General features: G+C 53.0%; 11 protein-coding genes. 7 read left to right on the top strand and 4 right to left on the bottom strand.

Annotated elements, in window-relative coordinates; translation table 11 throughout:
- Nucleotides 1–185: 185 nt before the first annotated feature.
- The 3 genes from obgE to rplU all read right to left on the bottom strand — a co-directional run bounded on the left by obgE (nt 186) and on the right by rplU (nt 2070).
- Nucleotides 186–1298 (bottom strand): GTPase ObgE, encoded by a 1113-nt coding sequence (gene obgE / locus QN359_RS06290; RefSeq protein ID WP_322250766.1) that lies wholly within the window; start codon nt 1296–1298, stop codon nt 186–188.
- Nucleotides 1299–1468: 170 nt separating this feature from the next.
- Nucleotides 1469–1726 (bottom strand): 50S ribosomal protein L27, encoded by a 258-nt coding sequence (gene rpmA, locus QN359_RS06285; protein WP_322250765.1) that lies wholly within the window; start codon nt 1724–1726, stop codon nt 1469–1471.
- Nucleotides 1727–1758: 32 nt separating this feature from the next.
- A complete protein-coding gene (gene rplU, locus QN359_RS06280) occupies nt 1759–2070 on the bottom strand; it encodes a 50S ribosomal protein L21 (protein WP_322250764.1) in 312 nt (103 codons plus the stop codon).
- Nucleotides 2071–2354: 284 nt separating this feature from the next.
- Between rplU and ispB the strand changes: the two genes are divergently transcribed.
- The 7 genes from ispB (at nt 2355) to QN359_RS06245 (ending at nt 9010) form a co-directional block, all read left to right on the top strand.
- Nucleotides 2355–3335: an octaprenyl diphosphate synthase gene (ispB, locus tag QN359_RS06275; protein ID WP_323493208.1), complete on the top strand. Its 981-nt coding sequence runs from the start codon at nt 2355–2357 to the stop codon at nt 3333–3335.
- Between the two features lie 189 nt (nt 3336–3524).
- Nucleotides 3525–5252, top strand: coding sequence for a type IV-A pilus assembly ATPase PilB (gene pilB, locus QN359_RS06270; RefSeq protein WP_322250763.1), 1728 nt, complete (start codon nt 3525–3527; stop codon nt 5250–5252).
- A gap of 14 nt (nt 5253–5266) precedes the next feature.
- The gene (locus QN359_RS06265; protein ID WP_322250762.1) at nt 5267–6493 is read left to right on the top strand and encodes a type II secretion system F family protein; all 1227 of its coding nucleotides are present in this window, start codon (nt 5267–5269) and stop codon (nt 6491–6493) included.
- Entirely contained in the window at nt 6493–7344 is an 852-nt protein-coding gene (locus QN359_RS06260) for an A24 family peptidase (RefSeq protein WP_322250761.1), read from the top strand. Before QN359_RS06265 ends, QN359_RS06260 begins: the two co-directional genes overlap by 1 nt.
- 7 nt (nt 7345–7351) lie before the next feature.
- Nucleotides 7352–7969, top strand: coding sequence for a dephospho-CoA kinase (gene coaE / locus QN359_RS06255; protein WP_322250760.1), 618 nt, complete (start codon nt 7352–7354; stop codon nt 7967–7969).
- Between the two features lie 106 nt (nt 7970–8075).
- Nucleotides 8076–8831, top strand: a complete 756-nt coding sequence (gene zapD, locus QN359_RS06250) for a cell division protein ZapD (protein WP_322250759.1) — start codon at nt 8076–8078, stop codon at nt 8829–8831.
- Between the two features lie 2 nt (nt 8832–8833).
- Nucleotides 8834–9010 carry a DNA gyrase inhibitor YacG gene (locus QN359_RS06245; protein ID WP_322250758.1) on the top strand — a complete coding sequence of 59 codons (177 nt, stop codon included), beginning with the start codon at nt 8834–8836 and terminating at the stop codon, nt 9008–9010.
- Nucleotides 9011–9022: 12 nt separating this feature from the next.
- Here the strand turns inward: QN359_RS06245 and QN359_RS06240 are convergent, their stop codons facing one another.
- Entirely contained in the window at nt 9023–10573 is a 1551-nt protein-coding gene (locus tag QN359_RS06240) for a sigma 54-interacting transcriptional regulator (protein WP_322250757.1), read from the bottom strand.
- Nucleotides 10574–10582 lie beyond the last annotated feature (9 nt).

The raw sequence follows: 10582 nt of genomic DNA, 5'->3' as shown, positions 1-10582 counted from the left end.
CCACGAACGCCGCTGGGTTCCTGCCAAAAGCGCGCAGGAATGACGTGGCCACCAGTCAGGGTAATGATACCGACTCAATACCCTTTTGCGACAGCCTCTGAAGGCCGGGGCTTCAAACCCTAGTCAGATTTTTGATGAAAAATTCAGACGTAAAAAAACCTGAGGCCAGCTCAGGTTTTTTTCAATCAGTCTTCGTAGATTTTAAAGCGCGGATCATCTGGATCGATGGAAAGAATGCCCTGGGCTTCTTCTTTCATCTGGGTTTCTTGCGAACGCTGTACCTGCGTGCGCTTTTCTTCGATGTCTTTGTAAATCGCCATGACCAAATCTTCGCAACCTTCGTGATTCAAGGCCGAGATTTCAAATACCGGGCCCTTCCAGGCAAAGCGCTTGATGAAATCTTTGACTTTCTTTTTACGCTCATCCGGTGTCAACACGTCTAGCTTGTTGAGGACCAACCAGCGCGGCTTGTCATACAGACTTTCATCGTATTTACGCAGCTCTTTGATGAGGGCCTTGGCATCTTTGACCGGATCGACATTGTCATCAAACGGTGCCAGATCGACGATATGCAAGAGCAAACCAGTACGCTGCAAATGTTTAAGGAACTGCACACCCAAACCGACACCATCAGCCGCACCTTCGATCAAGCCCGGGATGTCGGCAATGACGAAACTTTTCTCGTGACTGACGCGTACCATACCCAAATTCGGATGCAGCGTGGTGAACGGGTAATCAGCAATCTTCGGACGCGCATTCGACACTGCGGTGATGAAGGTCGATTTACCGGCGTTCGGCAAACCTAACAAGCCGACGTCGGCCAACACTTTGAGTTCCAGACGCAACTCGCGTCGTTCGCCTTCTTTACCTTCGGTACGCTGACGCGGCGCACGGTTGGTCGAGGTCTTGAAGTGGATATTTCCCCAACCGCCCTCGCCACCCAAGGCCAATTCGACTTGCTGACCATGCTCGGTCAGATCGGCGATGACTTCATCGGTATTGCGATCGCAAATTTGCGTGCCGACCGGCATGCGCAAAATAATGTCATCAGCACCCTTGCCGTAGCAATCAGCACCGCGGCCATTTTCACCATCTTTGGCTTTATGCAGTTTCGAATAGCGATAATCGACCAAGGTATTGATGTTACGGTCAGCCACCGCAAAGATACTGCCGCCACGGCCACCATCACCACCATCGGGCCCACCGAACGGGCGGAATTTTTCACGACAAAAAGAGGCAACACCATTGCCGCCGTCGCCGGCGATGACTTCAATTCTGGCTTCGTCAATAAATTTCATTTTTAAACACCTAAAAAAGCTTGTATAAATCCTTGCTTCCCAGATGGAAGTATCGATTTATACAGGATTTCTTGCAATTAAAAAGGCTCCACCAATGGCAGAGCCTTTTTTACTTTTTGCTACCGACTTGAGGTGAGCTTACATCGCTGTCAGATCACCGATCAGCCTGATTACGCAGCAACCACAATCGCGTATTGGCGTCTTGCGGCGCCTTTGATTGCAAATTGTACTTTACCGTTAATCAGTGCAAACAAAGTATGATCTTTGCCCATACCAACATTTTCACCAGGGTGGACACGTGTTCCACGTTGACGAATAATGATACCGCCGGCGTTGATAGCCTGGCCGCCGTAAATCTTGACGCCTAAGCGTTTTGATTCTGAGTCACGGCCGTTGCGCGTGGTGCCGCCGCCTTTTTTATGTGCCATTTATAGCTCCTTGTTCAGGTGTAATCAGCAGCTTAGCCGTTGATAGATACGATTTGCAATTCAGTGTAGTTTTGGCGATGGCCTTGACGCTTCTGGTAATGCTTACGACGACGCATTTTGAAAATGCGCACTTTGTCGTGACGACCGTGATCTATAACCTTAGCCAGCACCGTAGCACCTGCGACCAGTGGCGTACCAAATTGTATGGTTTCGCCTGCGCCCATTGCGAGCACTTGATCGATGGTGATTTCGGAGCCAATGTCTGCAGGTATCTGTTCTACTTTAAGTTTTTCACCAGCGACAACTTTGTATTGTTTGCCTCCGGTTTTTATGACCGCGTACATGTGAAACCTCATCAATTAATATAGGGATATTTTCGCCCCGTCCTTGAAAACTGCTTAGGAAATCGGGAAAACCCCAAATTATACATAGACTTAAGTCGAGCGTCAAAAACATTTTGCATATTTTTTCAGCAGCCCGGCTAGCCTTGAGCGCGATGGCCAAGGCTTTTTTCTATAAAGCATGAAGAATCGGCATCTCTGTGGCACTTCTAATCATAGGAATAACGCAAAAGCAGGCTTGCCGTCGTATAATCTCGCGGTCTTGGATTACTTAGTGGGATTCAGCCTTGTCTGCCTCAGCACAACACAACCCGATTACCGATGTGATTGCCACGGAAATGTTGGCCGTTAACCAAGTAATTCGTCAGCAATTGCATTCCGATGTAGCTTTAGTCAATCAGATTGCCGAATACATCATTAACGCCGGCGGCAAACGCATCCGACCGGTGCTGGTTTTATTGGTCGCCAACGCCTATGCGTATCAAGGGCAGCGTCATCACGAACTGGCCGCCATCGTTGAATTCATTCATACCGCCACGCTCTTGCATGACGATGTAGTCGATGAGTCCTCATTACGTCGTGGACGGCAGACTGCCAATGCCTTGTTCGGCAATGCGGCCTCGGTGTTGGTGGGCGATTTCTTGTATTCACGCGCATTCCAAATGATGGTCTCGATTGATAATATGCGCGTCATGCAAATCCTCGCCGATGCCACCAATGTGATTGCCGAGGGCGAAGTTCTGCAACTGCTCAACATGCACGATCCCGAAGTCAGCGAAGAGCGCTATTTACAAGTGATCCGTTCGAAAACCGCCAAGTTGTTTGAAGCCGCTGCCGAAATCGGTGCCCTCATCGCCGGTGTCGATGCCACGCAGATCGCTGCTGCGGCCGAATATGGTCGCTGTCTGGGCACGGCCTTCCAATTGATCGACGACGTGCTTGATTATTCCGGTAATGCCGACGAGATCGGGAAAAATGTCGGCGATGATTTACGCGAAGGCAAGCCTACCCTGCCCTTGATTTATCTCATGAGTAATGGCAACGCGGCGGAAAAAGAATTGGTACGCCTCTGTATCGAGCAGGGTGATGAATCGCAATTTGACGCCATTCTGGCCGCTATCACACAATCGGGTGCACTCGCCTACACCACGGCTAAAGCAGAAACTGCCGCCGCCAGCGCCAGCGCGGCCATTGCCAATCTGCCGGCAACGCCCTACAAAGATGCGCTGCTGGCCTTGAGCCACTTTGCCGTGCATCGCAACCACTGATCTCCACTTCGGCGCGCAGACGGGACGGCGGCGCGCCGACAGTCGCTACTTTTCACCCAAAGGCGACATCTGCACCGTGCGAAATAGCCTTAGTATGTAATTAAAAGTAGCATTCCTTTACAAATTTACGCACAGGTTGCATTATCGCAAGGCAAACATGCATTTGGCAAAACTCACCGATAAGTCACTATGTCCGCCGCCCCACCAAACTCCGCACCACCCTCGTTGACCGCAGGATTAGCCCGGGCCTTGCTGCAAGCTAATTTGATCAGCTTGGTACAAATCGATGTGATCACTAAAAAGGCAACGACGGATAAAACCGCTTTCATTGATGGTCTGCTGCAAAGCGGCATCATCAATGCGCGTGAATTAGCCAGTTTTTGTTCCGAAACCTTCGGTTATCCGCTGCTCGATCTGAGCATCATCAATGAAGGTCTGATTCCGGAAAAACTGGTCGATCAACGTCTGATGCAATTACAGCGTTTGGTACCAATTTCAAAAAAAGGCAATAAGCTCACGCTGGCCGTTTCTGACCCGACCAATAGCTCCGCGCTCGATCAAGTCAAATTCCAGACCAATCTTGCTATCGAGATCATCATTGTGCAGCATGATGCGCTGGTCAAGCTGTTGGAAAAAATCGGTAAAACCTCGGAACAAAGTCTCAACGACTTGGCCGGTGACGATTTCGATATCGAATTTCGCGAAGAGGACCTCGGGCAAGCTGCTGCCGACGCCCAAGCGACCGAAGTCGACGATGCCCCGATCGTGAAATTTCTGCAGAAAATGCTGATCGACGCTATCAATATGGGTGCCTCCGATTTGCATTTCGAACCGTTCGAAAAGTTTTACCGCATCCGCTTCCGCGTCGACGGTGAGTTGCGCGAAATTGCCCAACCACCATTGGCAATCAAAGACAAGCTGTCGTCGCGCATCAAGGTGATCTCTAAGCTCGATATTTCAGAAAAGCGCATCCCACAAGATGGCCGGATGAAATTGCATCTCAACGCCAATAAGTCCATCGATTTCCGCGTCAGCACGCTGCCTACGCTGTTCGGCGAAAAAATCGTGATGCGGATTCTCGATGGCTCGCAAGCGCAGATGGGTATCGATGCGCTCGGCTACGACCCGGATCAAAAAGAAATTCTGATGAATGCGATTCAGCGCCCCTACGGCATGGTGCTGGTGACCGGCCCTACCGGCTCGGGCAAGACGGTGTCGCTATATACCTGTCTCAACGTCATCAATAAGCCGGGTATCAATATCTCGACGGCCGAAGATCCGGCCGAGATCAATTTACCGGGCGTCAACCAAGTGAATGTCAATGACAAGGCCGGGCTGAGCTTTGCCGCCGCACTGAAATCATTTTTGCGGCAGGATCCGGATGTCATCATGGTGGGTGAAATTCGCGACTTGGAAACTGCCGACATCGCCATCAAGGCGGCGCAAACCGGCCATATGGTGTTCTCTACCCTGCATACCAATGATGCCCCGTCGACCCTGACGCGGCTGATGAATATGGGCGTGGCACCGTTCAATATCGCCTCATCGGTGATTTTGATCACGGCGCAGCGGCTGGCACGCCGTCTGTGTACCTGCAAGCGTCCGGCCGAGGTACTCGATGAAGTACTGCTGCAAGCCGGTTTTAAAGAAGAAGAACTCGACGGCAGTTGGAAGCCATATGAACCGGTTGGCTGCGAGCGCTGCAACGGCGGCGGCTACAAAGGCCGCGTCGGCATTTATCAACTCATGCCCATTACCAGCGCAATCGAACGCATCATTCTCTCGAATGGCACGGCGATGGATATTGAAGAGCAAGCGCAGCGCGAAGGCGTGCGCAATCTGCGCCAGTCTGGCTTGATGAAGGTTAAACAAGGCATGACCAGTTTGGAAGAAGTATTGGGATGTACCAATGAATAAGCGGAGACTTTCACATGGCAACTAATTCCGGCCGAGCGCCCAAGCCGATCAAAGAAGTCTTGTATGCCTGGGAAGGTAAAGACAAGCACGGCAAATTGGTACAGGGTGAAATGCGCGCCGGCGGTGAGGCGATCGTCAATGTCACACTGCGTCGCCAAGGTATCTTGGTCACCAAGCTGAAGAAGAAAAATTACACCTCGGGGAAAAAAATCACCGATGCCGACATCACCCTGTTTACCCGTCAATTAGCGACGATGATGAAGGCCGGCGTACCCTTGCTGCAATCGTTCGATATCGTCGCCAAGGGCAATGCCAACCCCTCCGTTTCCAAGCTGCTGCAAGATATACGCGGTGACGTCGAAACCGGCACCAGTTTGAATCAGGCCTTCCGTAAATTCCCGCTGTATTTTGATCCCTTATTCTGTAACTTGGTTGGTGCCGGCGAACAGGCCGGTATTCTCGATGATCTGCTCACCCGCTTGGCAGTTTATAAAGAAAAAACCATGCTGATGAAAAAGAAGATCAAATCAGCACTGACCTACCCGATCGCGATTCTGTCGGTCGCCTTCATCGTCACGGCCGTGATCATGATTTGGGTGGTACCGGCGTTCAAACAGGTGTTCAGCAGTTTCGGTGCCGATTTGCCGGGACCGACGCTGGTGGTAATGGCGATCTCGGAGTTTTTCGTCGCGTATTGGTATTTGATTTTCGGTGGGCTGTTCGGCAGCATCTACTTTTTCATGCAAACTTGGCAGCGCTCGCTGCCTATGCAACGCTTCATGGACCGCATGCTGTTGCAAGCCCCGATCTTCGGTTCGGTCATCCGCAAAGCTACCATCGCGCGCTGGACGCGTACCTTGGCCACCATGTTCGCGGCCGGCGTGCCCTTGGTAGAATCATTGGATTCGGTTGGCGGCGCGGCGGGCAATGCGGTCTACCTCGATGCCACGATTAAAATTCAAACCGAGGTCAGCACCGGTACCAGCCTGACTGTGGCGATGCAAAATTCGAATGTCTTTCCGAGTATGGTGACGCAAATGGTGGCCATCGGTGAAGAGTCGGGTGCACTCGATAATATGCTGAGCAAAGTGGCCGACTTCTATGAAGAAGAAGTCGATGAAGCGGTGGCATCGCTGGCCAGTCTGATGGAGCCGATCATCATGGCGGTACTCGGCGTGATCATCGGCGGGCTGGTGATTGCAATGTATCTGCCTATCTTTAAATTGGGTAATGTAGTCTGATGAATAGCGAAATTTTCTTCAACTTACCGGGCAATCTGCTCAGCACTGTGTGCGCGGCGGTTTTCGGCCTGATGATAGGCAGCTTTCTCAATGTCGTCATTTATCGGCTGCCGAAAATGATGCAGCGCGAATCGGATAATTACGTCGCCAGCGAGAGCGGCTTGCCGCTGCCGCACACCGACCAGTTCAATCTGATGCTGCCGCGTTCAGCGTGTCCGCACTGCGGCCACCAGATTGGCGCAATGGAAAATATCCCGGTGCTCAGCTATCTGGCAATCGGCGGCAAATGCCGCGGCTGCAAAGCAGCGATTTCACCGCGCTATCCGGTGGTGGAGTTATTGACCGGTGCCTTGTCGGCAGCCATGGTCTGGCACTTCGGCAGCGGTGTGGCCGGCTTGGCCGCGCTGGTATTCGGTTTTATTCTCATTGCCCTGACTTTCATCGATGCCGATACCCAGCTCTTGCCCGACGATTTGACGCTGCCGCTGCTATGGCTGGGCTTGCTGGTCAATCTCAACGGCACCTTTACCTCGCTGTCGTCGGCAGTCATCGGGGCCGTCGCCGGTTACCTGTGCCTATGGTCGATTTACTGGCTCTTCAAGCTGACTACCGGCAAAGAGGGCATGGGCTATGGCGATTTCAAACTGCTCGCGGCACTCGGGGCTTGGATGGGCTGGGCGATGTTGCCGATCATCATACTGTTGTCTTCGGTGGTAGCGGCCGTGATCGGCTTGGCCATGATGGCCTTGCGTAAGATCGGGCGCGATACCCCACTGCCATTCGGCCCTTACTTAGCCGGTGCCGGCTTGATCGCCTTGTTCTGGGGTCCCCAGTTAAGCAAGCTTTTTTAGGTTGACTATGTCTGCGCGTTACGCAATCGGGCTCACCGGCGGCATCGGCAGCGGCAAAAGCACGGTGGCCGATCTGTTTGCCGCACGCGGTGCCGCCATCATCGATACCGATCTGATCGCCCATCAACTGAGCGCGCCTGGTGGGGCGGCTATTCCAGCCATCGAGGCCGCCTTCGGGGCCGATTTCCTCACCGCGCAAGGGGCGCTCAATCGCCAGAAAATGCGCGAACTGGTATTCGCCGACCCGGCGCAAAGACAGCGCTTGGAACACATCCTGCACCCCTTGATCGGCCGGCAAACGCACACCGAGGCAGCAGCGGCCGGCGGTGCCTACCTGATGTACGTGGTACCCTTACTGGTCGAATCGGGCAAGTGGCGCCAGCGCGTTGATCGAATTGTCGTGGTGGATTGCAGTGTGGAAACTCAAATCGCGCGCGTCATGGCGCGCAATAATTTGAGCCGAGCCGCAGTCGAAGCCATCATGCGCAGCCAAGCCAGCCGCGCCGACCGACTGGCTGCTGCCGATGATATGATCGACAATCAAGCTGGCATGGAAGCCGTAGTACAGCAGGTCGATGTATTGCATGAGCGCTATGTGGCCGCAGCGCGCGCCCAGCAGAGTTGAACACAAGCCAAAAAAATTTCATCGGAAGTTTGTATTTTTTGACAGTATGGTTCAGAATCACGTCAAGCTCAGGCCTGAGTTGCAACAATTTTACAGGGACACTATTTTGATCGTTTACGAGTACCCTTTCAACGAGCGCATTCGCACGCTGCTGCGGTTGGAAGACCTGTATGAAAAATTCATATTTTTCTTGCATCAGTCTGACCCTTTGCAACATCATGTCGCGCTCGCAACCATTTTCGAAATGTTAGAAGTAGCCGGTCGCGCCGATCTGAAATCTGACCTGTTTCAAGAATTGGAACGGCAGAAGCATACCCTGATCGGTTTCAAATCCAATCCCAATGTCGAAGCCGACATGCTTGATAAAGTACTCGACGATGTCGATCGTGCCAGCAGCGCACTCGTTGCCTGCACCGGCAAAACCGGCCAGAATGTGCGCGATAACGAGTGGCTCATGAGCATACGCGGCCGCACCATTATTCCCGGCGGTGCCTGTGAATTTGATTTGCCGAGCTATTATGCGTGGCAAAAAAATTCCGCAGAGAAACGTTTTGCCGATATTTCGAATTGGTTTGCTCCAATCGCTCCCTTGTTCGACGCCATCAATGTCGTACTGCGCCTGTTGCGCGAATCGGGCTCGACCACGAAGGTGATTGCCCAAGCCGGCAGTTATCAGCAAATGCTGCAAGGAAAAGTGTATCAATTGCTGCGCGTGAGCGTGGTGCGTGAATTAGGTGCGATTCCTGAAATTTCGGCCAACAAATACATGCTCTGGATACGCTATATGTCGCAAGACGGTGATATGAAGCCGAAAGCCTTCGACAACGATATCCCCTTCGATCTCACTCTGTGTAATTTCTGATTATGGCTACAGTTGTCAATTGTCCGACCTGCGAACAAGCGGTCGAGTGGAAAGAAAGCAATACTTGGCGACCATTTTGCAGTCAGCGCTGCAAACAAATCGATCTTGGTGCCTGGGCCGAGGAAAAATACACTATCCCAGCCGTCAACTTGCCGGAAGATCCGGAAGAGACTGTCTAGGAAAACGCAGATTCAGCGTTTCTGCCCGATACCATACTTGCGCAACTTGGTCGCCATCACCGAATGGGAGGTTTCCAAGCGCGCCGCCAGTTTGCGGCTGGACGGGTACTGTGGATATAAGCGCGACAGCAAAGATTGCTCAAATGCTTGCAGCGCCAGCTCCCAGGTGTCGGTAATTTCTTGATTCACTTCTTCAGCACTGATGCTGTCTTCCGCCCAATCGAGATCGGCGACGTCGAGCACGCGTTGATCCGACATGGTGATGGCACGGAACACAACATTCTGCAATTGCCGGACATTACCGGGCCAACGATTCGACACCAAGGCGGCGCAGGCGGCGGTATTGAGGCGACAAACAGATTTTTGAGCTTGCGTACAGGCGCGCTCAATGAAGTGCCGCGCCAGCGGCAGCACATCGTCAGGACGCTCGCGCAAGGGCGGCATTTCCAAATGCAAGACATTGAGGCGGTAAAACAAGTCTTCGCGGAACAAGCCTTCCTGCACCATTTTCCGCAAATTTCTATGGGTTGCGCTGATAATGCGCACATTGACGCGCACTTCTTTGTCACCGCCGATACGACGGAATTTGCCATCATTTAAAAAACGCAGCAATTTAGCCTGTAAATACAGCGACATCTCGCCTATTTCATCGAGAAACACAGTGCCGCCATCGGCCATTTCAAACAGTCCCGGCTTGCCGCCACGCTGAGCACCAGTAAAAGCCCCAGCCATATAGCCAAACAATTCGCTTTCGGCCAAGCTCTCTGGCAATGCCGCGCAATTGAGTTCTAAAAACGAGGCATGGCAGCGGCTGCTGACGCCATGGCAAGCTTGCGCCAGTAATTCTTTGCCGGTACCGGTTTCACCGGTGATCAGCAGCGGCGCATCGACCGCCGCCACGCGCGCGGCGCGGATCTTGAGCGCGCGGATAGGTTCGGATTCGCCAATGATCAGATCAAAGCCATGACCGCTGGTATTTTGCAAAGCATGGATACGTCCACCAATGCGCGCCGGCGTATGAAATGTCAGCACCGCACCGACTGAACGTGCCAAGGCCGCTTGGTCGGGATCGGCCACGGGTGTCACGTCCATGAAGAAAGGTTCGCCGTTGAAGCTGACTTCGCGACTAGGCAGGCGTAAGCCGGCGCTGATGAGCTCGGCTTCGATGCCCTCGTCATCCAAGACTTCGCGCAGCGGCCGTTGGCACAGCAGCGCTTCAGAAAGCCCGGCTACGGCCGCCGCTGCGGCATTGGCAATCACTACCCGGCCAGCACCATCGATGGCCAGCACCGGGTCTTGCATGGCGGCCATCATGGTATCGAGGTGTAAGCGTCTGCGCATGCCTGGCAAGACATCGAGCACGCCGATGCTGCCGACGCCGCGTACCTGCTGGCAATCGCTTTGCAAATCAGGCAGCATGAATTCCAGCAACTCCGGGCTGTCGATATAGATATGCGGCGGGTCGACTTCGACACCCACCACATTCAAACCGCGCTTGGCCAATACGGCCAGAATTTCGTGGGCAATGCCGACCCGGTCTTTAAACTCTATATCGATGCGCATGAGGGAAAA

Source organism: Undibacterium sp. 5I2 (assembly GCF_035019605.1).
Lineage (GTDB): Bacteria > Pseudomonadota > Gammaproteobacteria > Burkholderiales > Burkholderiaceae_D > Undibacterium.
Note: the sequence above shows the minus strand (reverse complement) of the source record. Positions and strands in the feature narration are given on the sequence as shown.